The sequence below is a fragment of the Oscillibacter hominis genome (genome assembly GCF_014334055.1).
In the GTDB taxonomy this organism is placed as follows: Bacteria; Bacillota; Clostridia; order Oscillospirales; family Oscillospiraceae; genus Oscillibacter; species Oscillibacter hominis.
Map to the genome: position 1 here is coordinate 1,372,633 of NZ_CP060490.1, position 22,882 is coordinate 1,395,514.

Below are 22,882 nucleotides of genomic sequence, written 5' to 3' on the forward strand. Positions count from 1 at the left end.
GGGCTCAAGTGGCATTTACAAAGGTAGCTTTACAAAATCATCGACCGGTGCACGGCAGGTGCCGTTTTCACAAAGATAATAAAGTACGGCTTGCACCGGCAGGGGATAGTTCAGGGTAAAGGGGGCGATTTCGGCAAGAAGTGATCCGTTTTCTTCCGATTTGAAGATTACGCTGATATCGTCCGCCGGGTTATTTCGAAGGTATTCCTTTAATTCCTCAGGTGGGTTTTTCCCCGCGCAGACTAATTCCCGATGCGGATACAGAGAATCCGCGACTGCAAGCATGGAAAACGTGTATCCGGCGGGATACTCGCGGACCTGACCGGAAATAAAGCGTAGCTGCCTGTCAGATCGTTCCTGCCACAGCATATCTCCCGTCAAAGAGGCAATGCGCCCTAAAACCACAGCAGCAACAGAATTCCCCGAAGGGACTGCGCCATCGTACAGTTCCTTCGGGCGGGCGATGAGCCTTTCCGCGTCACGCGCGCCAAGAAAATACCCGCCGTTTGCTTCATCTTCAAACAGGTCTGTCATTTGTCCTGCGCGAAGTATCGCCTGTTTTAGATAATTCACGTCTAAGGTTGTGCGGTATAGTTCTAAAAGTGCCAGCGCATAAACCGCGTAATCGTCCAGCTGCCCTGCGTGTGCGGCCTCGCCGTCCCGAAACCTGTGGAACGGCCGGTTGTGTTCGTCGGTCATACTTTCTTCAATAAAACGCTGCGCTGACATCGCCGCCGAGAAATAGCGATCGTCTTGAAGGATTGAACCCGCTTGGGCAAGCGCAATGATCGTCCATGCATTCCATGAAAGCAGAATCTTATCGTCCTTGTGAAGCGCAAATCGCTGTTTTCGGTATTCATATAGCATTTCAAACTCCGGAGCGCCCATCCGCCAGCCTTCCGCTTTCTGCCCAATCCGGTTTGGAATGCTTTTCCCTTCAAAGTTGCCTCTATCGGTAATTCCATACAGGCGGCAAAATTCCGCGCCCTTTTCCTGCCCCAAAACACTTTCGATTTCATTCGGTGTAAAGGTATAATATTTTCCCTCCTCACCGTCGCTGTCCGCGTCTTGCCCGCAATAAAAGCCACCCTCCGGATCTGTCAATTCACGCAGGATGTAGTCTCCCGTCCGCCGTGCAACTTCCGCATAGCATTCCTTCTTTGTGATCTGATATGCCTCCAGATAGGCGGGGATCAAAAGCGCATTGTCGTAGAGCATCTTCTCAAAATGCGGAATCAGCCATTTATCGTCGGTGGAATAACGGGAAAAACCGCCGCCGATATGATCGAAAATCCCTCCCCTTGCCATGGCATCAAGGGTTTTTTCCACCATTCGCAGGGCGTTCGGTTCGTTTTCACACCTATAATATCGGAGTAAAAACAAAAGATTGTGGGGTGTCGGAAACTTCGGAGCACCTCCGAACCCGCCAAAGTCGGGATCAAAGTTTTTCCGGAGAAACTCATATGACTCGCTCAGCATTGATTTCTCAGGATCAATAGAATCGCACTTTCTGTTCTTTAAGAGCTCCTCTGTGATCTGATTTCCAGCATCTATGAGTCTTTCGCGGTCGTGATCCCAAAGATATTTCGCCTGTTTTAAGACCTCGGTCAATCCCGGCTGCCCGCGCCGACCTTTTTTGGGGAAATAGGTTCCTGCGAAAAACGGCTTCTGCTCCGGCGTCATCAGAATTGTGAGCGGCCATCCACCGGATCCGGTCAGCGCCTGACAGACGTCCATATATACGGCGTCGATATCGGGGCGTTCTTCACGGTCCACCTTGATGCAGATAAAATCTTTCAAGAGTTCTGCAATTTCTGTGTCTTCAAAGGATTCGTGCGCCATCACATGACACCAGTGGCAGGTGGAGTAGCCGATACTGAGGAAGACAGGCTTGTCTTCAAGCCCTGCGGCTTCAAACGCCTCTGCACTCCACGGATACCAGTCCACGGGATTGTCCTTGTGCTGGAGCAAATACGGAGATTTTTCGTTTTGTAATCTGTTTGCCATATATTCCTCTTCTTTTATGGTTTTAAAACAACTTTGATACAGCCGTCCTCTTTATTGTCAAAAATTGAATAGGCATGAACGCCGTCTTCAAGTTTCAGTGTATGGGTAATAATATCGGTGGCATCGAATTTTCTTTCTTTGATGAGTTCCAGTATCGACTGCACATAATTTTGAGCCGGACACTGGCCCATTTTTAGCGTGACGTTGCGCGTCCAGAAGTTTCCCAGGGGAAATGTGTTGTACCGTCCTCCGTATACGCCAACCATCGATACTGTTCCGCATTTGCGCACCGCCTCCGAGGCGATCTCAATAGCAGATTTTGACCCCGCCTGCAATTTCATTGCCGCTTCCACTTTCTCCATGACAGACATTTTTCCGTCCATTCCCACGCAGTCGATCACCACATCCGCTCCGCCGTGGGTCAGTTCCTTGATCTCCAGCCCGGTATTATCATAGTCTTCGAAGTTCATGATTTCCGCACCGTAACTTGCCGCATGCTTCAGGCGGTAGGCCACGCTGTCCACGGCGATTACCCGCTTTGCCCCCAAAAAAAGGCACCATTTGATGGCTAACAGGCCTACCGGCCCGCACCCGAGTACGACTACCGTATCGCCGGGTTTTACACCACTGATCTCCACGCCCCAACGGGAGGTGGGAAGAATATCGGTCAGGAACAAGACCTGCTCATCGGTTAGTTCCTCCGGTACGACAACAGGGCCAACGTTCGCATACGGTACCCGCAAGTATTCCGCCTGTCCTCCGGCATATCCGCCGTATGCATCGGAATAACCAAACAGCCCGCCTGCTTCTCCGTTTGGGTTGGAGTTGTCGCATTGGCTGTATTGCCCATGATCACAGAAGTAGCAGTGTCCGCATGCTACCGGGAACGGCACAATCACACGGTCGCCCTTTTTCACCTTGGTGACCTCTTTGCCTGCTTCCTCTACGATTCCCATTGTTTCATGGCCCAGAATATATCCGGGCTTCAAAGCCATAACCCTGCCGTGAATCAAATGGAGATCTGAACCGCAGATCGCGGTTGAAGTCACCTTTACGATTATATCATCCTCATTTTGAATGATCGGATCCGCTACTTTTTCCATGCGGACATCCTTTACGCCTTCATATACAAGTGCTTTCATTTTTTTCCTTTCAGCATTTCCCCCAGAAGATTCAACCACTTATTCCCTGGCGCAGGCCGCCTATGCTGTTTCGAAAATTTCCGCAAACCGCGCGTGAATACGCCTGTCCTGCGCCGCTGTATACAGTCCCAGCGGAATATATTCCAGGGGAAATCGCCCCGCTTTGTGATACCGCCATAAAATACCTTGCTTTTTATGTACGGTATAGTATAGCTGTCAGGCATAACCTTATTCGTCCCGTGCATTGCGCAATTTGCCTCCGCAGACTCCCGGATATGGTGCAGTATACCATGCATTGCGTTTCGCCTGCCTGTGGGGGAACCCCTGGATCGCTGGACCTATCAAAAAATTCTGTATCGCCGTACCAAGGATAAGCCCGTACGGTCTCACCCTTTTTATCCGCAAATTACAAATGAATTGAAAAACGAGCGTATCCCCAAATATTCACCTGCCAGCCCGGCCAAACTAAAGCCGAGGTGATGGAAATGGCCGTATCTGCAAAGACAGTAATTTCCTGGGGGCTGGTGGCGATCCCGGTCGCCATGTATACAGCCACCCAGAGCAACGACATCAGCTTCAACCAGCTCCACAAGGACGACCATCAGCGCATCCGGTACAAAAAGGTCTGTGCCCACTGCGGCGAAGAGGTCAAATCAGAGGATATCGTAAAGGGCTACCAGTACGACAAGGACCACTATGTGATTGTAACCGACGAGGAGATCGAGCGCATCAAAACGGAAAAGGAAAAGTCCATCCAGATTCTCCACTTTGCCCAGCTCAACCAGATCAGCCCCATCTACTACGACAAGTGCTACCATGTGGTCCCCGAGGCGGGCGGGGATAAAGCATTCGAACTTTTGAGAGAGGCCCTGATGGAGGAGCAAAAGATCGCCATCGGGAAAACGGTCATGGGCAGTCATGAAACCCTCATGGCCATCATCCCCCGGGAGGACGGGGTGTTGATCTCCACCATGCACTTTGAGGATGAACTCAAGGATATCCCAAAAGCCTACAATAAGCCGGAGGTATCCGACGCGGAGCTGAAAATGGCACGTCAGCTCATAGCCAGCATGGACACGCCTTTTGAGCCGGAGCAATACCACGACGAATACCAGGTGAAGCTCCGCCAGCTCATTGAGGACAAAATTGCCGGAAAAGAAGTCGTGGCCGCCAGCACAAAAGATCAGGGCAATGTGATCGACCTGATGGATGCGTTGAAGGCCAGCATTGAGAAAACCGGCGGCAAGCCGAAACGCACCGCCCGGAAAAAGCAGGGCGCATGAGCCTTTTTGATAAGCGCCCCCTCCCCCCTATGCTCATCGGCGCGGAGGGAGAGGCGTTCGACAGCCCGGATTATCTTTATGAACTGAAGCTGGATGGAATCCGGTGCCTTGCCTATCTGTCCCCGTCCGGCAGCGTGGAGCTGGTCAACAAGCGCAGTGTGATCGTGACCGGGATTTACCCGGAACTGCGCAGCATCGCCATGCAGATCAAGGGGCAGTGTGTATTGGATGGCGAGATCACAGTTTTCTCCGATGGAAAGCCCGATTTCTCCGAAATCCAGCGTCGGTCCCTGATGTCGAACCCGTTCAAAATCCGTATCGCCGCCGATCAGCTGCCGGTCAACTACACGGCCTTCGATATTCTCCACTATAAGGGCGAGGATTTGATCAGCAGGCCTCTGGAGGAACGCAAGGACATCCTTTCCTCTGCGGTAACGGACAGCCCGCGCCTGGCTGTGTCACGCATCATAGAGGAACATGGCACTGCCCTCTATGGCCTGACGGTTCAGCATGGCCTGGAGGGGATCGTGGCAAAGCGTAAGGGAAGCCTCTACTTCCCGGGCAAGCGGACCAAGGACTGGATCAAATGCAAAAACCTTCAGGACGATGACTTTGTGGTCTGCGGCTACATCCGCAAAGAGAAGGGAGTTGTCAGCCTGGTCCTGGGGCAGTATCAGGACGGCAGGATGATTTACCAGGGGCATGTAACCCTGGGTGTCTCCAGCAGCGACTTCCGCCGCATTGAGGCGCTTCCGGAGCGGAAACGCCCATCTTTTGATATTCCACCCGGAAATGAATACGCTGTGTGGGTCAGGCCAAAGCTGGTCTGTACGGTGGCCTATATGGAGCGCACGGCCAGCGGGTCTATGCGGCAGCCCGTATGCAAAGGGCTCAGGGACGACAAATCGCCGGAGGAATGTCAATTTATGCAAAAGTAGCCTCCAGGGAGTTGTCCCTGGGGGTTCATCCGTCACGCCTTGGTTCCCGTACACGCCTTGTCGCTGTAACTCGGTATGCGCTGTTGCTTTCCACCGGTCACAGTACTCTCTCCTCCTTGAGAAAATAGTTTGCTTTCCATATTCCTATTTCTCCTATACCGGTATATAATGAGGAAAAGCCGGAGTTCTGTTTGGGCCAAGCTGGGAGGTGCACTATGTACAACGACAATCTGAAACAGCTACTGGATGCGTTAACGGAAACTTCTGTCTATGTGATCGAAACAGAAACCCAACAACTGCTGTATTTTAATCAGCGCTGTCGGGAAACCGGACGCGGGCGCGTCAAGCTTGGAGTGAGGTGTAGCGACATCTGGCCGGAAGTGTGCGCCAACTATTCTTTGGATAAAATGGACTCCGATCCCTCCAGCCACATCGTCTGTTACGACCCCCTGCAGAAAACTACTGTGGACGCCACAGTCAACCACATCCTCTGGGACGGGTATATTCCGGCCATAGTGGTCACCGCCACTCCCCACAAACTCAACTTTGAGGAGGAGCAGGGGGAGAAAAAAGTCAAAAAAATGTATGCCCAAAGCCTGGTGACGGTATTCAAAGAGTGTATTATTGCGAACCTGACAAAGGATTACTATGTCAATTGCCAAAAGGACTCACTGTGGACGGATATACCGGACCAAGGCAATTTTGGAGCAGAAAACCTCACCTATGCAAAAAAGACGATCCACCCGGACGACCTCTCCCAATTTCGGGCCAATTTTTCCAGGGAGGCCATGCTGCGCCTGTTTGGGGCCGGCCGCAGGCAGATCTCAAAGCGCCTCCGCCGGCTGACGGATGACGGCACCTATCATATGGTGGAGTTCACCGCCACGCAGTTAGAACAGTTCGAGGATCAGGACTGCTGGTGCGTTTTGATTTACAGGGACATCCAAGAGGAGTATCTCTTAGAACAAAAAATGAACTTGGACATCGCCCAACTGGCCATTGCGGCCAAGGTATCCTATCAGATGCTGATCTCCATCAATCTGACCCAGAATACTTACCATATGCTGGAATACGACCGCCTCCACTTCTGCAAGGCGCCTGAATCCGGGTGCTTTGATGAATTGGTGCAATCGGGAATCTCCATCGCTGCCCCGGAGTTTCAAGAGAAATATGCCGAAACGTTTTCCAGGCAGTATCTGCTGGATGCGTTTGTCCAAGGGGGGCAGTCCGTCTCCATGGAGCTGCGGCAGCTTGGGGAAGACGATCAGTATCACTGGACTTCTCTACAGGTGGTGCGTGTTCCAAGCGAAGCCACCGATGACATTCTGGTCATGGCGATGTCCAAGTGCATCGACGAGGAGCACAGGCGGCAGGAGGCCGAGCTGAAGCGTGAGCGGCAGAGCAAGCAGCTGCTGGAGGAGGCCCTGCAAAAGGCGGAGCAGGCCAGCCAGGCGAAAAGCGATTTTCTCTCCCGCATGAGCCATGACATCCGCACCCCAATGAATGCCATCATGGGGATGACTGAGCTGGCGCAGCATCACATTCGGGACGAGGACAGGCTCCAGGAGTATTTGAAAAAGATTTCAGACTCCAGCGCCCATCTCTTGGGACTCATCAATGAGGTGCTGGATGTCAGCAAAATTGAGAGCGGCACGGTAGAGTTGGAAGAGGCGGAGTTTGATCTCCGGGATCTGGTGCAGGACGCCGTGACGATGGTACAGCTGGCCTTCCAGTCCAAGGAGCAGCACCTCACCGTCCAGATCGACGAAACGCTCCACAGCCAAGTATTGGGAGATAAACAGCGGCTTTGCCAGGTGCTGGTCAATTTGTTGGACAACGCCTCCAAATACACATCCCCGCAGGGGGAGATTCGCTTCCAGTTGGAGGAGGTCAGGAAAAACTCCTTCCAGATGGGAACCTATCGGTTTATTGTGGAGGACAACGGCATCGGGATGACGCCGGAGTTCATGGAGCATATTTTTGAGCCCTTCAGCCGGGCCGACGATGCCCGAAAAACCGCTGGCACCGGCCTTGGGATGACCATTGTCCAAAACATTATCTCCCTGATGGGCGGCTCTATTGGGGTGGAGAGTGAGTATGGCAGCGGCTCCCGGTTTACCGTCACCCTTCCGCTTGCTCAGGCGGCCGCAGCCGCCGCCCAAACTGCGCAGTCCTCTCAGGAGGGGGTCTCCCTTGCAGGCGTCCGTGTTTTGCTGGCAGAGGACAATGTGCTCAACCAGCAGATTGCCATAGAGATGCTGAAGCTGCTTGGCGTGGAGGTGGAATTGGCGGAAGACGGGCTCCAAGCGGTGGAGGCGGTGCTCCACCATCCTCCCTTTTACTATGATGTCATATTTATGGACATCCGCATGCCCAACCTGAACGGCTATGAAGCCACCCGGCAGATCCGTGACAGCCATCTGGACGGTATCAATGAACTGCCCATCATCGCTTTGACCGCCGATGCGTTTGCAGAAGATGTGCGGAAGGCCCGGCGCTCGGGGCTGAACGGGCATCTGATGAAGCCTATCTCCATGGAGCAGCTGCGCAATACGCTGATCCAATGTATCCAGTGGAAGCGGCAAAACCATCCTGTCCCGCCGGCCGCAATTTAGGCCTTTCCTGCCCCGTCTTTGCCGGGGCCCAAAAAGCCGTTGACGCCTGTCAGCGGCTTTTTTCAGTTGGCCTGCGCTTCCCTTTTCCGATAAAGCCTGCTATACTGAAGCAAATGCCGAAAGGAGTCTGCTTTTGAAAAAACATGACATTATCGTGAGCAAGATCATCTATATTGCTCTGTTCGTGACCATTCAGCTTGCGGTCCTGATCTTCATGTTTATCTATTTTTGGGATAAATTTGCCTACTTCTATCTCTTCTGCATCCTCTTGTCTATTGTGGCCACGGTCCATATCCTCAACAGCGACAGCAATCCAAGCTTCAAAATCGCCTGGCTGATCCCCATATTGCTGCTTCCGATTTTCGGCGGGCTCTTGTACCTGCTCTTTGGAAAATACCGCGTCACCAAGCGGGAAAAACAGATCTCCGCCGCCATCCAGCGCCAGTGGCGCAAGGCCGGCACAGCGGTTCCCAACGCCATGGAGCAGTTAGAGCAGGCTTCCCCGGAGGCCGCGCTCCACGCCCGGTACATCCTGCGCGCCTCCGGCACACCGCCCTATGACCACACCGAGACCGAATACTTTCCCATCGGTGAGGCCATGTACGCCGCCATGCTGCGGGAGCTGGAGTCCGCTAACAAGTTCATTTTCCTTGAGTATTTCATCGTGGAACAGGGTGTTATGTGGGACGGGATTCTGGAGATTTTAGAGCGCAAGGTCAAGGAGGGTGTCGACGTCCGGGTGATGTACGACGACTTGGGCTGCCTCTTTACCCTGCCCCATGGGTATGTCAAAGCACTCCGCCAAAAGGGGATCCGCGCCTGCGTGTTCAACCCCTTCAACAGCATCCTCTCCCCCCGCTTCAACAACCGGGATCACCGGAAAATCTGCGTCATCGACGGCAACGTGGGCTTCACCGGCGGCATTAACCTGGCGGATGAGTACATCAACGAATTCCCCAAGCACGGTCACTGGAAGGACACGGCCCTCCTCCTCCGGGGTCAGGGGGTTTGGAGCCTTACCACGCTTTTTCTCTCCATCTGGGATATGACCACAGGAGATCAGGATGACTTCACCCAGTACCGGCCCACACTCTCCCCGGAAGAAATCCCCAGCGACGGATATGTCCAGCCCTATGCGGATATGCCCATGGACAGTGAATTGGTGGGTGAGAGCGTATATCTCAACATCATCTCCCGGGCCAAGGAGTATATTTACATCACCACCCCCTACCTGATCTTAGACAACGAAACCCTCTCGGCCCTGAAGTTAGCCGCCCGCAGCGGCGTGGACGTGCGGATCATCACCCCGCACATCCCGGATAAGAAGTTTGTCTTCTTCCTTACCCGCTCTTACTATGAACCGCTGCAAAAAGCGGGGGTACGGATTTACGAATACACGCCTGGATTCATGCACGCCAAGACCTTTGTATCCGACGACCAGTACGGTGTGGTGGGCACCATCAATCTCGATTACCGCAGCCTGTACCTTCATCTGGAATGCGCCTCCTGGCTCTACCGCTCCAGTGCGGTGGAGCAGATCAAGCAGGATTTTCAGCTGACACTGAATTCCTGCCAGGAGGTCGGGTCCTTTGGCCCTCTTTCCCTTCCCAAACGGCTCTTCCTCAGCGTCCTGCGGGCGTTTGCGCCCCTGGTATAACGGAATAAAAGGAGTAATGGATGAACATGAAAGAGACTCTGCGCGCTCTAACCGAGCTTCCCGCCCCTCCCGGCTTTGAAGGGCTGGTGAAATCCTATATTGAAAGCCGGCTGCAAAAGGCAGGAATCCGGGACCTGTTCACCGACAATTTGGGCAATCTCTGCGCCCGGATTCCGGGAAGGGAGGAAAGTGCCCCTGTCCTTCACCTGGATGCCCACATGGACGAACCCTGCTTCATCGTCCGCTACATCGATGAAGGCGGCCACGTGTTTGTCGCACCCTTAGGCTACATGGCGGATAACCTGCTCATGGGGCAGCGAGTCTCCATCCTGACCAAAACCGGCGCCGTCAAGGGCGGGTTCGGAGTCAACTCCTTCCACTCCTCCGGCGCCGGAGAAAAAGGCAGCATCGTATCCCAGGAGGACCTGTGGATCGACATCGGCGCCCGGGACCGGGAGGCCGCCCTGGAGAGCGGAGTCAAGCCCGGAATGCCCGTGGTATTCGACGAACCCTTTCTGGAGCTGCTCTCCGGGAATGTCATGGCCAAGGCCTTCGACAACCGGGTAGGCTGCGCGGTGGTGCTGAAGGCACTGGAGCAGCTTGCACAGCACCCGCCCCGCAGCACAATCCTTGCCTCCTTCACCGTCCAGGAGGAACTGATTCTGCGGGGAAGCAACACGGTCTACAACGGCTTCCGGAAGTTCTTCCACACCACGGCGGACGTCTGCCTGGTCTACGACATCTGCTCCTGTGGGGATGTTCCTCACGCCAAGCGGCAAAAAGCGCCTCTCGACCTGGGCAAGGGGCCAGCCATCAAGCTCTATGACAAGAGCGCCGTCAGCCATTTTGCCCATGTGGTCCCCTGGCAGGTGGTGGAGTATCTGGAGGGCGGCTGTGCGGCGCTGTCCCTCCCCTATCAGTACGACCTGCTCTCCGGGTGCACCAACGCCGACCAGTTCGCCTTAGACGGCACCGGCGTTCTCACCGGAGGAATCTCCATCCCCTGCCGCTACACCCACAGTGCGGTGGAGATCGTCAATCTCTCCGACGCGGAGCAGGCAGTGGAGTTGACCTGCTATGCCGCGGAGCACCTGTGGGAGCATTTCTCCCGTTCGTTCTGATGGTTCATCACAAAAGGCTGCCTGCCGCAAGCGGCAGGCAGCCTTTGTGATTGCTTCCCCGGCAAAAAAGTCCCGGCGTGAAAAATTCACGCCGGGACTTTTGTATGAAACGTTACTTTGCAGCCTTAGCAGCGCGGATCGCTTCCGTCAGCATGGGCGTGACCTTAAAGAGGTCGCCGCAGATGCCGTAGTCGGCAATCTCAAAGATGGGCGCGGTCTCATTCTTGTTGACCGCGATGATGCACTCGGAATCCTGCATACCGGCCTTGTGCTGGATGGCGCCGGAGATGCCCAGGGCAACATAGACCTTGGGATGGACGGTCTTGCCGGTCTGGCCCACCTGATGATCGGCGCTCAGCCAGCCGGAGTCAATGGTGGCACGGGAGCCGCCCACAACGCCACCCAACTCGGCGGCCAGTTCCTCAGCCAGCTTGATGCCGCCCTCCACATCCTTGGAGATGCCGCGGCCCACGGAGACGATGAAGTCCGCGCCGATCAGGTCAACCAGCTTCTTGGCGGCCTTGACCACCTCGACGACCTCGGTGTCGATGTCATCCTCAGTCAGCTTCACGACAGGCTTGACAATCTTGCAGGCGTCGGCCTTGGCCTGGTCAAAGGGGGCCTTCTTCATGACGCCCGGACGCACCGTGGCCATGGTGGGACGGAAACGGGGGCAGATGATGGTGGCCATCAGGTGTCCGCCGAAAGCGGGGCGGGTCATCTTCAGGTCGCGGGACACATCGTGATCCTCGCCTAAGACCTTGGCGGTCTTCATGCCGTCGATCTTCTCAGGGGCCAGGGTGGAGCTCTCTCTCAGGAAGTCCTTGTAGATGTCCATGTCCACATCCAGGTGGGTGCAGTCGGCGCAAAGGCCGGTGTGCAGACGGGCCGCGCAGCGGGGGCCCAAGTCACGGCCGATGTTGGTGGCGCCGATCAGGAATGCCTCGGGCTTCATCTCCTCGATCACGTCGCAGATCACCTTGGCATAGGCGTCGGTGGTATAGACGTTCAGCAGGGGGCTTTCACAGACGATCACCTCGTCGGCGCCGTAGCCGCCCAGCTCTTTGGCCAGGCCCTCGACGTTGTCGCCCAGCAGCAGGCCGCACAGCTTCACGCCCAGTTCGTCGGCCAGCTTACGGCCTTCGGAAATCAACTCAAAGTCAGTGGGCATCAGTTTGCCCTGGCGCTGCTCGCAGAAGACCCAGACATCCTTGAAAGCAGCAAGATCCGTATTATTAAAAGTGGCCATTGTATCTTTCTCCTTTCAATCAGATGATGTGCTTCTTGGCCAGAAGACCGGCCAGCTTGTCACAGGTTTCCTTGTCAGCGCCCTCCAGCATCACGCCGGCGCCCTTAAGAGGCGGCGTAAAGGAGGTCAGGATGTTGGTGGGGGAACCCTTCAGGCCGATGGTGGTGGGATCGATCAGGGGATCATCCTTCAGCGTTTCATAGCTGAAGACCTCCATGGGCTTGGAATAGGCCTCAAATACGCCGGAAACGCTCATATAGCGGGGCTCGTTGAGTTCCTTGATGCAGGTCAGCAGGCAGGGGGTCTTCACCTTGATGGTCATGTAGCCGTCTTCCAGCATGCGCTTGACGGTGATTGCGTTGCCGGCCTTGTGGATCTCGGCAGCGTAAGTAACCTGGGGCAGGTGCAGCTTCTCGGCGATCTGGGGGCCGACCTGGGCCGTATCGCCGTCGATGGCCTGACGGCCGCACATCACGACGTCGTCCTGCTCCAGGCCGATGCGGTTGATGGCGGAAGCCAGAATCTGAGAGGTGGCATAGGTGTCGCTGCCGCCGAACTCACGGGCGGAAACCAGAACGGCCTCATCCGCGCCGCGGGCCAGGATTTCACGCAGCATACCCTCTGCGGGCGGGGGGCCCATGGTGACCACAACCACCTTGCAGCCGGTCTCGTCCTTCAGCTTCAGGGCAGCCTCCACCGCGTTCAGGTCATCGGGGTTGGTGATGGTCTGCATGGACGCGCGGTCCAGGGTACCATCGGGGTTCACGGCAACCTTTCCGGAGGTATCGGGAACCTGCTTAACACAAACAATAATTTTCATTTTAACCGTACCTCCTATCTTAGTTCACGCCCAAGTACTTGGCGATGACCATACGCTGGACTTCAGAAGTGCCCTCGTAGATCTCAGTGATCTTGGCGTCGCGCATCATGCGCTCCACGGGATACTCACGGGTGTAGCCGTAGCCGCCGAAGAGCTGCACGGCCCGGCGGGTGACGTCGGACGCGGTCTCCGCGGCAAAGAGCTTGGCCATGGCAGCCTTCTCGCTGTAGGACTCGTGGTTCTCCTTGGCCATGGCGGCGGCATAAACCAGATGCTGGGCGGCCTGGGTGCGGCAGGCCATGTCGGCCAGCTGGAACTGGGTGTTCTGGAACTGGCTCAGGCGGCGGCCGAACTGGACACGCTCCTTGGTGTACTTGACAGCCTCGTCAATGGCGCCCTCGGCAAGGCCCAGGGCCTGGGAGGCGATGCCGATGCGGCCGCCGTCCAGGGTCTGCATGGCGATCTTAAAGCCCTTGCCCTCTTTGCCCAGCAGGTTCTCCTTGGGGACGATGCAGTCTTCAAAGATCAGGTCGCAGGTGGAGCTGCCGCGGATACCCATCTTCTTCTCGTGCTTGCCCTGGGAGAAGCCGGGGAAGTCCCTCTCCACGATGAAAGCGGAGATGCCGTGGTTGCCGGCCTTCTTATCGGTCATAGCGAACACGACAAAGGTGTCGGCCACGTTGCCGTTGGTGATGAAGCACTTGGAGCCGTTGAGCACATAGTGATCCCCTTCCAGCACAGCAGTGGTCTGCTGGCCGGAGGCATCGGTGCCGGCGCCGGGCTCGGTCAGTCCGAACGCGCCGATCTTGCGGCCGCTGAGCAGGTCGGGCAGGTACTTCTGCTTCTGCTCTTCGGTGCCGTGCTCAAAAATGGGGGCGCAGCACAAAGACGTATGTGCGGAAACGATGACGGCGGTGGTGCCGCAGACCTTGGCCAGCTCCTCCACGCACATGGCGTAGGAGAGCACGTCGCCGCCGGCGCCGCCGTACTCCTTGGGGAAGTAAATGCCCATCATGCCCAACTTGGCCATCTTTTCGACGGTCTCCATGGGGAACCGCTCTTCTTCGTCGATCTCTTCCGCCAGGGGCTTGACTTCATTCTCGGCAAATTCGCGGTACATCTTACGGAGCATCTGCTGCTCTTTAGTCAGATGAAAATCCATACCTTACACTCCTTCTTTTTTACTTTACTTGGAATAATCGTAGAAGCCCTTGCCGGTCTTCTTACCCAGCAGGCCGCCGCGCACCATCTTGCGCAGCAGCAATGCGGCGCGATACTTGGGATCGCAGGTCTCATTGTACAAGGTATCCATAATGGCAAGGCACACGTCCAGGCCGATGAAATCGCCCAGGGCCAGGGGGCCCATGGGATGGTTGGCGCCCAGCTGCATGGCCTTGTCAATGTCCTCCACGGTGGCAACGCCGGTCTCAACCAGGCCGATGGCCTCGTTGATCATGGGGATCAGGATCTTGTTGACCACAAAGCCGGGGGCCTCGGCCACTTCCACAGGCTCCTTGCCGATCTCCTTGGACAGGTTGTAGATGAATTCAAAGGTCTCCTGGGTGGTGTTGGCGCCACGGATGACCTCCACCAGCTTCATGCTGGGGACGGGGTTGAAGAAATGCATGCCGATCACGGGGTGCTTCAATCCCAGACCCATCTCCGTCACGGAGAGAGAAGAGGTGTTGGTGGCAAACACGGTTTCGCTCTTGCACATGGCGTCCAGCTCACCCAACAGTTCGCGCTTGGTGCCCATCTCCTCCTTGACGCACTCGATGACCAGGTCGGCATCCGCGGCGGCGGACTTCTCCTCCACCAAGACGCGGCTGAGCAGGTCGTTCTTGGCCTCTTCGGTCATCTTGCCCTTCTGGACACGCTTCTCCAATGATGCCGCCAACTTGTCCTTGTGGCGCTGCGCGGAAGCCACGGAGCTTGCGTACATCAGGGCGGTGTGGCCCTTGGCCGCGAACACCTGGGCAATGCCGCTGCCCATGGTGCCTGCGCCGAAAATCGCTACCTTCATTGTTGATCCTCCTGTTATTTTAATTTTTTGGTCACTTCTCTTTATTTTACAAGCGCCGGAACTCAGGCGTTTATAAACGGATCGTGCTTGCGCTTTTCCAAAAACGCGGCCATGGCGTTCTTCTGATCCTCACTCTGGAAGCAGGAGCCGAACAGCTGCTCCTCGATCTCCACCGCCTGGTCCATATCCACCTGGAGGCCGTCGTTGATGGCCTTCTTGCAGGCGCGCACGGCGATGGGGGCGTTGCCCGCGATGCGTCCGGCCAACTTCTCCGCCTGGGCCATCAGCTCCTCCGCCGGGTAAACCGCCTGGACAAGCCCGCAAGCAAGGGCCTCCGGCGCCTTGATGTTCCGGGCGCTGTAAATCAACTCCTTGGCCTTTCCCGGCCCGATTAGGCGGGCCATGCGCTGGGTGCCGCCAAAGCCAGGGGTAATGCCAAGGCCCACCTCCGGCTGGCCAAACACTGCGGCCTCAGAGGCAAGGCGGATATCGCAGCTCATGGCCAACTCACAGCCGCCGCCCAAGGCAAAGCCGTTCACCGCCGCGATGGTGGGTACACCAAGCGTCTCCAGCTTACGGAACACGTCGTTGCCCAACTTGCCAAAGGCCTGGGCCTCCTCCTTGGAAAGGGCGCTCATCTGGGCAATGTCCGCGCCGGCCACAAACGCCTTCTGCCCCGCTCCGGTGACAATCACGCAGCGCACCTGGGCGCAGTCAATGGAGTCCAGAACAGCATCCAGCTGGCGGATCACCTCATCGTTCAGGGCGTTGAGGGCCTCAGGGCGGTTGATCGTCAAAGTGCCAACGTGGTCTTTGGCAGTAAATTCAACATATGCCATACTCTCTTCCTCCTTTGATTCGCCCTCCGCGGAAGGCGCCTGAATGGCAGACTACGCCCGCACACTCACAAAAACTATTATAGTTATTTAATTAACATTTCGCAAGTACAAATCCTCCGGAAAATCGGCTTTTGCGCGAATTATACGATTCTCACAAAAATTCACGTTGTTTTTGATGATTTTGTTAATTTGTTAACGGGATAAATTTTTTCATGCATGTTTCGATCCTTCTCTCTTGGGAGAAATGGATTTACACCGTCCTGCTTCTGTGGTACAATAGCCGAAATGATCATTTCCGGAGGGATTTCCCATGCGTATGCGTAAGAAAAAGAATCTGATCCCCCGCATGGAGCGCTGCTCCGCCTGGCTGGTCTCCGATCCTGCTTCCCTGCGGGGCGGCTGGCGCTCCTTAAAGCCTGATGCCAAGGAACTGCGTCTGGAGTTGGGATGCGGAAAGGGCCGCTTTACCGTGGAGACCGCCAAGGCTGATCCGGATGTGCTCTTCATCGCGGTGGAGCGGGTCCCGGACGCCATGGTGGTGGGTATGGAGCGCGCCTGCGCGGAGGAGCTGCGCAATGTGTTCTTTGTGGACATCGACGCTGCCCAGCTGCCCGTCCTCTTTGCTCCCGGCGAGGTGGACCGGATCTATATCAACTTCTGTGACCCCTGGCCCGGCAAGGGGCACGCCAAGCGGCGGCTGACCCATGGAAACTTTTTAAAGCTCTACCGCCAGGTGCTCAAGGACGGGGGACAGATTCACTTCAAGACCGACAACTCCCCCCTGTTCGAATTCTCGGTGGAGGAGTTTCCCCAGTTCGGGTTTGAGCTCTCTCAGCTCACCCGGAACCTCCATGAAAACGGCCCCCAGGGCGTGATGACGGATTATGAAGCCAAGTTTTTCGCCGAAGGGGTGCCCATCAATCGCTGCGTAGCCACCATGGTTCCCTGGGAGGAGACCGAGTAAAAAAAGAGGCCGTCTGCGGACGGCCTCTTTTTCAATGGACGAATGAAGATATTTTACAAGGCAGCCGCTGTTTTTTGCCTTATACTACCGGAGGAAGGAGGGATGTGCCTTGGAGCAAGGGAGAAAAACCGTTCGATACGATGAATCACTGCAGATGGAGGCATACCGCTTTGCCGGGATCAAGCAGCCCTTTCCCGCCCACTTCCACGACCACTACGTGGTCGGCCTCATCGAGCAGGGAACCCGGCGCATGTGCTGCGGCAATCGGGAGTACCTTCTCTGGCCCGGCGACATGCTGCTGCTCAACCCCGGGGACACCCACACCTGTGAACAGTATGGAAAGGCCGCGCTGCTGGACTACCGCATGTTGAATATTCCCACCCCAGTGATGGAGGACATCGCCCGGGAATTGGGCTCTCCCCTGCCCTGCTTCACCCAGTGCGTGATCCAGAAATCAGATCTTGCCAGCCAGCTGCGCACACTGCATCAGATGATTTTGGATGGATCAAATGAATTTGAGAAGGAGGAGCTTTTGTTCCTTCTGATGGAGGACCTCCTGACCCGCTACAGCCGGCCCTTTGCATCCTGCCTTCCGGAGTGCCGGGAGGAGGTGGCGTCGGTCTGCGCCTTTTTGGAGGAGCACTACGCCCAGCGGATCACCCTGGATCAGCTGTGCCGCTGCGCGAACCTGAGCAAGTCCGCCCTGCTGCGGGCCTTTACCAAATACCGGGGAATCACCCCGTACCGGTACTTGGAAACGCTGCGGATCAACCGGGCCAAAGCCCTGTTGGAGCAGGGCGTCAGCCCGGTGGAGGCGGCTTTGCAAACCGGTTTTTCCGACCAGAGCCATTTCACCAACTATTTCCGGATGTTCATCGGAGTGGCGCCCGGCGTCTACCGGGATATATTTTTGAAAAAAGAGGGAGACCACCATGGACCAGAAAAGTGAAAAATGCGTGATGATTCTTGACAGGACGCTTCCCACCGGGATCATCGCGAATACCGCCGCCATCCTGGGCATCACCTTGGGCAAGCATCTGCCGGAGGTGGTGGGCAGCGACGTAAAAGACCAGAGCGGCAAGGACCATCTGGGCATCATCGAGTTCCCGGTGCCAATCCTGCAGGGCAGCCCGGAGGACATCCGTGCCATCCGAGAAGCGCTCTATCAGCCGGGCTTTGAGGATTTGACGGCAGTGGACTTTTCCGACCTTGCACAGCAGTGCAGAACCTATGACGAGTTTCAGCGGAAGATGGCGCAATCCAGCGAATCCCAGCTTCAATATTTGGGGCTCGCCATCTGCGGCCCAAAAAAGAAAATCAACAAGCTCACCGGCAGCATTCCATTGTTACGATAATGGAATGCCGCCGGTGTCTTTTCCCTCTATATATTAAATAAGGTATCCGCTCTCATTGGCGGATCAAAGTCCCCTGCTTGACAACCATGCGGACGTCCTTCAGATGCTCGATGTTCTCCAGCGGGTTGCCCGCCAGCGAAACCACATCGGCGTACTTGCCCGCCTCCAGCGTGCCGGTCTCCTCCAGGATTCCGCAGCAGTCCGCGCCGTTGCGGGTGCAGGCCTGCAATGCCTGCATGGGCGTTGCGCCGATCTCCTGGACAAAGTACTTGGCCTCCAGCCACAGCCCGCCGTGGTTCAGGTCCGTGGCCAGGGCAAACTTGACCCCTTCTTTCAGAGCCTTGCCCATGACACGGCGGGTGTTTTCCCGGGACTTCCACACCTTCTGGTGCCACCAATCCGGCAGATCGTCCCACACCCAGGACTTGTTGAGGGGGCTTTCAAAGCCCTTGACGGGATCGAAGAACAGGTGCAGGTTGGGGTCGCTGATGTAGCCGCCGTACTGAAGGAAATAGGGGATGTCGGACTCCTCCATCAAGTTGACATGCTCCAAAGAGTCGATGCCTGCCTCCAGGCCCCAGCGGATCGCCGGGCCGCCGATACAGTGGGCGGCCACTTTTTTCCCGCAGCGGTGGGCCTCCTCCACTGCCACGGCCATCTCCTCCTTGGTATAGGCCGCCACTCCGGTCAAATCCCCCTTGAGGTAATCCAGGAAGGTGTCCCCGTTGGAGATGTTGGAGGTAAAGAGCTTGATGACGTCCGCCCCGTGGAAAATGGCCTGGCGCACCCGCTTGCGGACCTCGTCCACACCGTCTGCCCCCACAAACTCCGCGATCTCCGGTGCCGTGCCGTGGGAGGGGCGGATGGGCAGGCAGCACACCAGCAGCCGGGGGCCCACAAGTTCCCCGCAGTTGATGGAATCCCGCAGGATCTTGTCGATGAATCCGCCGCCGTCCCCGAGGAGCCGCATGGTGGTCACGCCGCACATCAGGTCGCTGTGCAGTGACACATAGCCTCTCAGCGCCCGATGGGCGTCGGGCTTCGTGTGCTGCTCCCGGACGGATTCGCCCCGCTTGGAATCCTCTCCCGCATGGCAGTGGGAGTCAATGAGCCCTGGAATCAGCACCTCGTCTCCCCGGTCGATCACGGCGGCGCCGGAGGGAATCTCAATCCGTGAGGACGGCCCCACCTCTGTGATCCGGTCGCCTTCCATCACGAGGACCGGGTTTTCAATTGGGTCCGCTCCGGTCCCGTCGATCAGCAGCCTTGCTTTCAAATACGTTTTCATACAAGCTCCCTTCTCAGTTGTATGCTTTTTTCTGATTCTGCCGAATGGCAGGCAGCAGCATCAAAATCGTCATGGCATAGGGGATCATATCCACAAATTCCGTGGGCATGCCCACGCCCTGCAGCTGAATGGCCACGGCGTTGGCAATGCCGAAGAGGATGCTGGCCAGCGCCGTCAGCGGGATGTAGGCGTTGCTGAAGCCCACCGCCGCCACGGCGATAAAGCCTCGCCCGGCCGTCATATTCTCCGTGAACATGGAGAGGTTCCCGATGGACAGGAAAGCTCCCGCCAGGCCGCAGGTCACACCCACAATCATCTCCACCAGATAGCGGTACTTCACCGTGCTCAGGCCGTTGACAGAGAGGGCTTTCGGATTTTCTCCCAGCGCCCGGATTTTGTAACCCAGTGTGGTTTTATAGAGGAGGATGAACAGCACCGCAATCAGCGCCCAGGAGAGATAGACAATGATATTGTGTCCGCTGAGGGTGCGCAGGACCGGGATATCCTGGAGCAGCGGAAGGCTGATCTTGTCAAGAGAAGGGGTGGAAGGATCGTAGAACGAGCCCTTGCCCCCAAACACAGGGCCCAGCAGCCAGCCGGTGATGGCAATGGCAAACATGTTGAAGCCAAAGCCAAGAATCACCTCATGGCCCTTGAGCTGAATGAGGAACAGCCCATAGAGCAGCGACGCCAGCACCGCCGCCAGGACCGCGGTCAGCACGCCCACAAAGGCGCTGTGCAGATAGTAGCTTCCCACCACGCCAAAGAACGCGCCAATGAGCATGAACCCCTCCAGAGCGATGTTGAAGTTGCCCGCCTTGGAGCACACAGCGCCGCCCAACGCGCACAGCAGCAGTGGAGTGGCAAGGCTGAGGCCGGTCATGAGGGTGTGCTCACTGAAGATGATTTCCAGCATATCAGTCTCCCTCCCTGTTCTTCTTTTTGATCCGCAGCAGTTCATAGAGCCCCTCGGCGGTGATGCAGATCACAATGACGGCAATCAGGATGCGCACCGTATCCAGCGACACGTCCATCTCCCGGGCCATGGCGCGGGCGCCGTTTTGCACCGCACCCATGAAGAAGCCCGCCAGGGGGACGCCCACCGGATTCAGCCGCCCCATCAGGGAGATCATGATGCCGTTGGCGCCCATGTCCAGGGCAAACCCGTGGACATAGCGGCCGTGGACACCCAGGACCTCCACCGCGCCCGTCAGGCCGCCGATGGCGCCGCTGGCCAGCAGGGAATAGAACTGCACCCGCCGGACATTGACGCCGCCGTATTCGGCGAACTTGGGGTTCATCCCCACCATCTTGTGCTCATACCCCGCCTTGGAGCGGTTGGCAAAGAAATAGTAGGCAATGCACACTGCGATGGCGATGAATATGCCGACGCTCAGCTGATAGCGCTCCACGATCTTGGGCAGCGCGGCGCTGCCTAAGATCTCCGGGGTCCTAACCTGCTGGACGGCGCTGGTGATGTCCTCGCTCCGCTGGAACTTGGCCGCCAAAAACTGGCACAGCAGCACGGCGATGTAGCTGAGCATCCAGGTCATAATGACCTCGTTGACACCGTGATAGGCCTTCAAAAAGGCCGGGATCAACAGCCAGAGCACACCCACTGCCATGGCAGCCGCGAGGCACGCCGCCACATGGAGAAGGGGCGGAAGGCCCTCGGCATAGGCACCCACCAAACCGGCCGCAAGGCCGCCCAGATAGATGCAGCCCTCCAGGCCCATATTGAACAGTCCCGCCCGGACTGCCACGGCGGAGGCGATGCCCGCCAGCATATAGGGCACGGTCCAGCGCAGGGTGGTCATGAATTTGAGCTGGCCCATGAAGGCGCCCTCCAGCATGGTCGCATAGGCCGCCAGGGGGTTCTCCCCCGCAAAGAGTATGAACACGCTGCTGACCAATAGGCCGATCAGTAGGGCGATGAGAAGCCGCAGGAGCGACTGTTTCAATTCGTTTTTCATAGACGCCTCCTCAGGATGCCTGCACGCCCGCCATCAGCCGTCCGATGCGGCTGCGGGCATCCGGCAGCTCCGGATTGACTTCCCCCATGATCTCCCCTTCGTACATCACCACCACCCGGGTGCTCAGGGAGAGCACCTCGTCCAGGTCCGTGGACACCAGCAGCACTCCGTAGCCCGCTTTTGCCTTGTCCACCAACTGCTGGTGGATGAACTCGATGGAGCCGATGTCCACGCCCCGGGTGGGTTCCTCGGCCACAATGAGGTCGTGGGCCAGGGTGATTTCCCGGGCCAGGATGCACTTTTGGATGTTGCCGCCGGAGAGCTCCATGATGCAGGCGTCCGGCGAACTGGCCTTGATGTCGAAGGTCCGGATCAGGGACTCCGTCAGCTCCCGCAGCTTTTTGACGTGCAAAAAGACTTTACCGCTCCAAGGGCTGCGGCGGTGGGGCCCCATCATCATGTTTTCATGGATGCTGGAATCGGCGGACACGCCCCGGATGTAACGCTCGCCGGTGATGTGGGCAATGCCCAGGCGGCGCACGTTGTACGCCTGGCTGTGGGTGATGTCCTGCCCTTCATAGGCGATGGTTCCGTCCTTTATATTGCGCAGCAGGCCGTTGACCGCTTCCACCAGCAGCCCCTGTCCATTGCCGCCCACTCCGGCGACCCCTAAGATATCCCCCTTTCGCAGCTTCAGGCAGATGTCCTTCAGCTGTTCTCCCGAGGGCGTCACGCCGCTGGAGACATGTTCCAAGGTCAATACGCTCTCCCGCTCTTTTTCCGGGGCAAAATCACTGTTGGCAATCTTTCGCGTGGTCACGTCGATGCGCCGGCCCACCATCTTCTCCGCCAGGTCCTCCATGGAGCTCTTGGAGATTTCCACTGTATCCACCACCTTGCCCTTGCGCATCACGGTGGCACGGTCGGCTATGTGCATGACCTCCCGCAGCTTATGGGTGATGAATATGATGGACTTTCCGGCCTTTTTCAGCTCTTCAAACGCCTTGAACAGCTCCTCCGACTCCTGAGGCGTCAGCACGGCCGTCGGTTCGTCAAAAATCAGGATTTCAGCGCCGTGGAACAAGATCTTCAGGATTTCCACCCGCTGCTGCATGCTCAGCGAGCACTCGCTGATCTTTTTATCCGGATCAATGTGCAGCTTATACCGCCCCGAGATTTCCCGGGCAATCTCCACCGCCTTCTTTTTGTCCACAAACATGCCCTTTTTCGGTTCAAAGGCAAAGACCAGGTTCTCCGCCACCGTAAAGGAGGGGATCAGCATGAAGTGCTGGTGGACCATGCCGATGCCCGCCGCAATGGCATCCCTTGGGTTCTTGAACGTCTTCCGCTCCCCGTTCAGAAGGATCTCTCCCTCCTCGGGCTGCAATATCCCATAGAGGATGTTCATGAGAGTGCTTTTGCCGGTTCCGTTCTCGCCCACCAGCGCGTGGATTTCTCCCTTACGCAGCGTAAGAGAGACGTGGTCATTGGCAATGACCGGCTTTTCCGGATGGGGGAATATCTTCGTGATGCCGCGAAGTTCCAGTATGACGTCGCTCATAGCTCCTCCGTTTCTCCGCTGGTACGGAGAGGGGCGAATCCGCCCCT

At 56.9% G+C, this 22,882-nt stretch carries 19 protein-coding genes; 8 read left to right on the forward strand and 11 right to left on the reverse strand.

The window, feature by feature from the left end; translation table 11 throughout:
- Positions 1 to 15 precede the first annotated feature (15 nt).
- On the reverse strand, positions 16 to 2,007 hold the full coding sequence (locus H8790_RS06915) for a thioredoxin domain-containing protein (protein WP_187334147.1): 1,992 nt from the start codon (positions 2,005 to 2,007) through the stop codon (positions 16 to 18).
- A 14-nt stretch (positions 2,008 to 2,021) separates the two neighbouring features.
- The gene (locus H8790_RS06920; protein ID WP_187334148.1) at positions 2,022 to 3,149 is read right to left on the reverse strand and encodes a zinc-dependent alcohol dehydrogenase; all 1,128 of its coding nucleotides are present in this window, start codon (positions 3,147 to 3,149) and stop codon (positions 2,022 to 2,024) included.
- Positions 3,150 to 3,634: 485 nt separating this feature from the next.
- Here H8790_RS06920 and ku point away from each other — a divergent pair, with 485 nt between their 5' ends.
- The 5 genes from ku to H8790_RS06945 all read left to right on the forward strand — a co-directional run bounded on the left by ku (position 3,635) and on the right by H8790_RS06945 (position 10,763).
- The gene (gene ku, locus H8790_RS06925; protein WP_187334149.1) at positions 3,635 to 4,432 is read left to right on the forward strand and encodes a non-homologous end joining protein Ku; all 798 of its coding nucleotides are present in this window, start codon (positions 3,635 to 3,637) and stop codon (positions 4,430 to 4,432) included.
- Positions 4,429 to 5,370 (forward strand): ATP-dependent DNA ligase, encoded by a 942-nt coding sequence (locus H8790_RS06930; RefSeq protein WP_187334150.1) that lies wholly within the window; start codon positions 4,429 to 4,431, stop codon positions 5,368 to 5,370. Before ku ends, H8790_RS06930 begins: the two co-directional genes overlap by 4 nt.
- 215 nt (positions 5,371 to 5,585) lie before the next feature.
- Complete coding sequence (locus H8790_RS06935) at positions 5,586 to 7,985, forward strand: ATP-binding response regulator (RefSeq protein WP_187334151.1); 2,400 nt, start codon at positions 5,586 to 5,588, stop codon at positions 7,983 to 7,985.
- A gap of 133 nt (positions 7,986 to 8,118) precedes the next feature.
- On the forward strand, positions 8,119 to 9,642 hold the full coding sequence (gene cls / locus H8790_RS06940; protein WP_243208586.1) for a cardiolipin synthase: 1,524 nt from the start codon (positions 8,119 to 8,121) through the stop codon (positions 9,640 to 9,642).
- A 20-nt stretch (positions 9,643 to 9,662) separates the two neighbouring features.
- Positions 9,663 to 10,763: a M42 family metallopeptidase gene (locus H8790_RS06945; RefSeq protein ID WP_187334152.1), complete on the forward strand. Its 1,101-nt coding sequence runs from the start codon at positions 9,663 to 9,665 to the stop codon at positions 10,761 to 10,763.
- A 112-nt stretch (positions 10,764 to 10,875) separates the two neighbouring features.
- Here the strand turns inward: H8790_RS06945 and acrA are convergent, their stop codons facing one another.
- The 5 genes from acrA to H8790_RS06970 all read right to left on the reverse strand — a co-directional run bounded on the left by acrA (position 10,876) and on the right by H8790_RS06970 (position 15,694).
- Positions 10,876 to 12,012: an acryloyl-CoA reductase electron transfer subunit beta gene (gene acrA / locus H8790_RS06950; RefSeq protein WP_187334153.1), complete on the reverse strand. Its 1,137-nt coding sequence runs from the start codon at positions 12,010 to 12,012 to the stop codon at positions 10,876 to 10,878.
- Between the two features lie 19 nt (positions 12,013 to 12,031).
- Positions 12,032 to 12,832 (reverse strand): acryloyl-CoA reductase electron transfer subunit gamma, encoded by an 801-nt coding sequence (gene acrB / locus H8790_RS06955; RefSeq protein WP_187334154.1) that lies wholly within the window; start codon positions 12,830 to 12,832, stop codon positions 12,032 to 12,034.
- 19 nt (positions 12,833 to 12,851) lie between these two features.
- On the reverse strand, positions 12,852 to 13,994 hold the full coding sequence (locus H8790_RS06960) for an acyl-CoA dehydrogenase (RefSeq protein ID WP_187334155.1): 1,143 nt from the start codon (positions 13,992 to 13,994) through the stop codon (positions 12,852 to 12,854).
- A gap of 24 nt (positions 13,995 to 14,018) precedes the next feature.
- Positions 14,019 to 14,855, reverse strand: a complete 837-nt coding sequence (locus H8790_RS06965) for a 3-hydroxyacyl-CoA dehydrogenase NAD-binding domain-containing protein (RefSeq protein WP_187334156.1) — start codon at positions 14,853 to 14,855, stop codon at positions 14,019 to 14,021.
- 62 nt (positions 14,856 to 14,917) lie between these two features.
- Positions 14,918 to 15,694, reverse strand: coding sequence for an enoyl-CoA hydratase-related protein (locus tag H8790_RS06970; protein WP_187334157.1), 777 nt, complete (start codon positions 15,692 to 15,694; stop codon positions 14,918 to 14,920).
- 310 nt (positions 15,695 to 16,004) lie between these two features.
- Between H8790_RS06970 and trmB the strand changes: the two genes are divergently transcribed.
- The 3 genes from trmB to H8790_RS06985 all read left to right on the forward strand — a co-directional run bounded on the left by trmB (position 16,005) and on the right by H8790_RS06985 (position 18,013).
- A complete protein-coding gene (gene trmB, locus H8790_RS06975; protein ID WP_187334158.1) occupies positions 16,005 to 16,658 on the forward strand; it encodes a tRNA (guanosine(46)-N7)-methyltransferase TrmB in 654 nt (217 codons plus the stop codon).
- Between the two features lie 109 nt (positions 16,659 to 16,767).
- Complete coding sequence (locus H8790_RS06980) at positions 16,768 to 17,607, forward strand: helix-turn-helix domain-containing protein (RefSeq protein WP_187334159.1); 840 nt, start codon at positions 16,768 to 16,770, stop codon at positions 17,605 to 17,607.
- A complete protein-coding gene (locus H8790_RS06985; protein WP_187334160.1) occupies positions 17,591 to 18,013 on the forward strand; it encodes a DUF2000 domain-containing protein in 423 nt (140 codons plus the stop codon). Before H8790_RS06980 ends, H8790_RS06985 begins: the two co-directional genes overlap by 17 nt.
- A gap of 52 nt (positions 18,014 to 18,065) precedes the next feature.
- Here H8790_RS06985 and H8790_RS06990 read toward each other — a convergent pair whose 3' ends face one another.
- Genes H8790_RS06990 through H8790_RS07005 form a run of 4 tightly spaced genes read right to left on the reverse strand, consistent with a single transcriptional unit; the run spans position 18,066 to position 22,835 of the window.
- Positions 18,066 to 19,301: an amidohydrolase family protein gene (locus tag H8790_RS06990; RefSeq protein ID WP_187334161.1), complete on the reverse strand. Its 1,236-nt coding sequence runs from the start codon at positions 19,299 to 19,301 to the stop codon at positions 18,066 to 18,068.
- Between the two features lie 13 nt (positions 19,302 to 19,314).
- Positions 19,315 to 20,217: an ABC transporter permease gene (locus H8790_RS06995; protein ID WP_187334162.1), complete on the reverse strand. Its 903-nt coding sequence runs from the start codon at positions 20,215 to 20,217 to the stop codon at positions 19,315 to 19,317.
- 1 nt (position 20,218) lies between these two features.
- Positions 20,219 to 21,274 carry an ABC transporter permease gene (locus H8790_RS07000; RefSeq protein ID WP_187334163.1) on the reverse strand — a complete coding sequence of 352 codons (1,056 nt, stop codon included), beginning with the start codon at positions 21,272 to 21,274 and terminating at the stop codon, positions 20,219 to 20,221.
- Positions 21,275 to 21,284: 10 nt separating this feature from the next.
- Complete coding sequence (locus H8790_RS07005) at positions 21,285 to 22,835, reverse strand: ABC transporter ATP-binding protein (protein ID WP_187334164.1); 1,551 nt, start codon at positions 22,833 to 22,835, stop codon at positions 21,285 to 21,287.
- Positions 22,836 to 22,882 lie beyond the last annotated feature (47 nt).

What these genes read in the sequence shown, in the direction of transcription:
- H8790_RS06915 (WP_187334147.1), bottom strand. Translation starts at nt 2,007, where the DNA reads ATGGCAAACAGATTACAAAACGAAAAATCTCCGTATTTGCTCCAGCAC.
- H8790_RS06920 (WP_187334148.1), bottom strand. Translation starts at nt 3,149, where the DNA reads ATGAAAGCACTTGTATATGAAGGCGTAAAGGATGTCCGCATGGAAAAA.
- ku (WP_187334149.1), top strand. Translation starts at nt 3,635, where the DNA reads ATGGCCGTATCTGCAAAGACAGTAATTTCCTGGGGGCTGGTGGCGATC.
- H8790_RS06930 (WP_187334150.1), top strand. Translation starts at nt 4,429, where the DNA reads ATGAGCCTTTTTGATAAGCGCCCCCTCCCCCCTATGCTCATCGGCGCG.
- H8790_RS06935 (WP_187334151.1), top strand. Translation starts at nt 5,586, where the DNA reads ATGTACAACGACAATCTGAAACAGCTACTGGATGCGTTAACGGAAACT.
- H8790_RS06945 (WP_187334152.1), top strand. Translation starts at nt 9,663, where the DNA reads ATGAACATGAAAGAGACTCTGCGCGCTCTAACCGAGCTTCCCGCCCCT.
- acrA (WP_187334153.1), bottom strand. Translation starts at nt 12,012, where the DNA reads ATGGCCACTTTTAATAATACGGATCTTGCTGCTTTCAAGGATGTCTGG.
- acrB (WP_187334154.1), bottom strand. Translation starts at nt 12,832, where the DNA reads ATGAAAATTATTGTTTGTGTTAAGCAGGTTCCCGATACCTCCGGAAAG.
- H8790_RS06960 (WP_187334155.1), bottom strand. Translation starts at nt 13,994, where the DNA reads ATGGATTTTCATCTGACTAAAGAGCAGCAGATGCTCCGTAAGATGTAC.
- H8790_RS06965 (WP_187334156.1), bottom strand. Translation starts at nt 14,855, where the DNA reads ATGAAGGTAGCGATTTTCGGCGCAGGCACCATGGGCAGCGGCATTGCC.
- H8790_RS06970 (WP_187334157.1), bottom strand. Translation starts at nt 15,694, where the DNA reads ATGGCATATGTTGAATTTACTGCCAAAGACCACGTTGGCACTTTGACG.
- trmB (WP_187334158.1), top strand. Translation starts at nt 16,005, where the DNA reads ATGCGTATGCGTAAGAAAAAGAATCTGATCCCCCGCATGGAGCGCTGC.
- H8790_RS06985 (WP_187334160.1), top strand. Translation starts at nt 17,591, where the DNA reads ATGGACCAGAAAAGTGAAAAATGCGTGATGATTCTTGACAGGACGCTT.
- H8790_RS06990 (WP_187334161.1), bottom strand. Translation starts at nt 19,301, where the DNA reads ATGAAAACGTATTTGAAAGCAAGGCTGCTGATCGACGGGACCGGAGCG.
- H8790_RS06995 (WP_187334162.1), bottom strand. Translation starts at nt 20,217, where the DNA reads ATGCTGGAAATCATCTTCAGTGAGCACACCCTCATGACCGGCCTCAGC.
- H8790_RS07000 (WP_187334163.1), bottom strand. Translation starts at nt 21,274, where the DNA reads ATGAAAAACGAATTGAAACAGTCGCTCCTGCGGCTTCTCATCGCCCTA.
- H8790_RS07005 (WP_187334164.1), bottom strand. Translation starts at nt 22,835, where the DNA reads ATGAGCGACGTCATACTGGAACTTCGCGGCATCACGAAGATATTCCCC.